The following is a 1184-nucleotide window of genomic DNA, read 5'->3' as shown; positions in this document are numbered from 1 at the left end:
AGCGCTTTTTCTTAACGGCATTAATCACCTTCTGGCTTAACATAAGATTGGCAATATTGCTTTTAGGGATAATAACCGCTTGCTTCTGATCACTGCCGATTAACTCACAAGCATCGAGAAAGCCTTCTATTTTCTCATTTGCGCCACCAATTGGCTGAACTTCACCAAACTGATTCACTGAGCCGGTCACTGCGAAGTGCTGAAGAATTGGCACATCAGCAAGTGAAGAAATTAAGGCGCAGAACTCGGCCATCGACGCGCTATCGCCATCAACCTCACCGTAAGACTGTTCAAAAGCAATACTTGCAGATAGAGGCATCAGATCATCTTTTGCAAATAAGGATGACAAATAAGACGATAGGATCAAAATCCCCTTAGTATGGATATTGCCGCCCAACTTGGCATGATGCTCGATATCTGTGATATCACCATCACCAAAATAACAATTTGCAGTAACACGGTTTGGCATTCCGAACTCCGAACCCGCCGTGGAGTACACTGACAGTGCATTGATCTGCCCAACAACCGAACCGCTAACGGATAGCAAAGTAGAGCCATCTCTTATCGTATCAAACAGTTGATCTTTGATTCGCCCATTGCGGTGTTCGGCACTTTCTAAAGCGCGCTCTACGTGAGACTGTCTGATCATTGTTGAACGTTGCTCACGCGCCCAGTAGTTTGACTCTCGCAGCAAATTAGATATTTCAGAGGCGTGAAGTGACAACTTATTCTGATTTTCAGCCTGGCGGGAGCTAAACTCAATTACCCGAGCCACCGCTTTCTTGTCACAGTGAAGAAAGCCTTTTTCGTGTACGAGACTAGAAATGAATTTTGCGTAAAGCATCTGTGATTCAGGCGTACGATTCATTTCGTTTTCGAAGTCCGCTGTCACTTTAAACAGTTCTTCAAACTCAGGGTCGTAATTCTGAAGCAATAGATAAGTTTCGAGGTCACCAAAGAGAATAATCTTAACATCTAATGGAATCGGTTCCGGTTCCAAAGAAATCGTTCCAGACAAAGTCACTTCTCTTTCCAGGGAATTGATTTGCAGTTCCTTGGAACGCAGNGCTCGCTTGATCCCGTCCCACACAAAAGGTTGTTCAAGCACCTTCGCCGCATCAATCAACAGGTAGCCACCGTTGGCACGATGTAAGCAACCCGAGCGAATTAAGGAGTAGTCGGTA

The 1184-nt window shown here is 45.1% G+C and carries 1 protein-coding gene; it reads right to left on the bottom strand.

Going from position 1 to position 1184, the window contains the following annotated elements; genetic code table 11:
* On the bottom strand, positions 1-1184 hold a 1184-nt coding region (locus tag A3735_RS23470; protein WP_156499867.1), incomplete at both ends, for a Lon protease family protein.

The sequence above is a fragment of the Oleiphilus sp. HI0061 genome, from assembly GCF_001635675.1.
The sequence above is the reverse complement of the archived record's forward strand: the minus strand, read 5'-3'. Positions and strand labels throughout refer to the sequence as shown.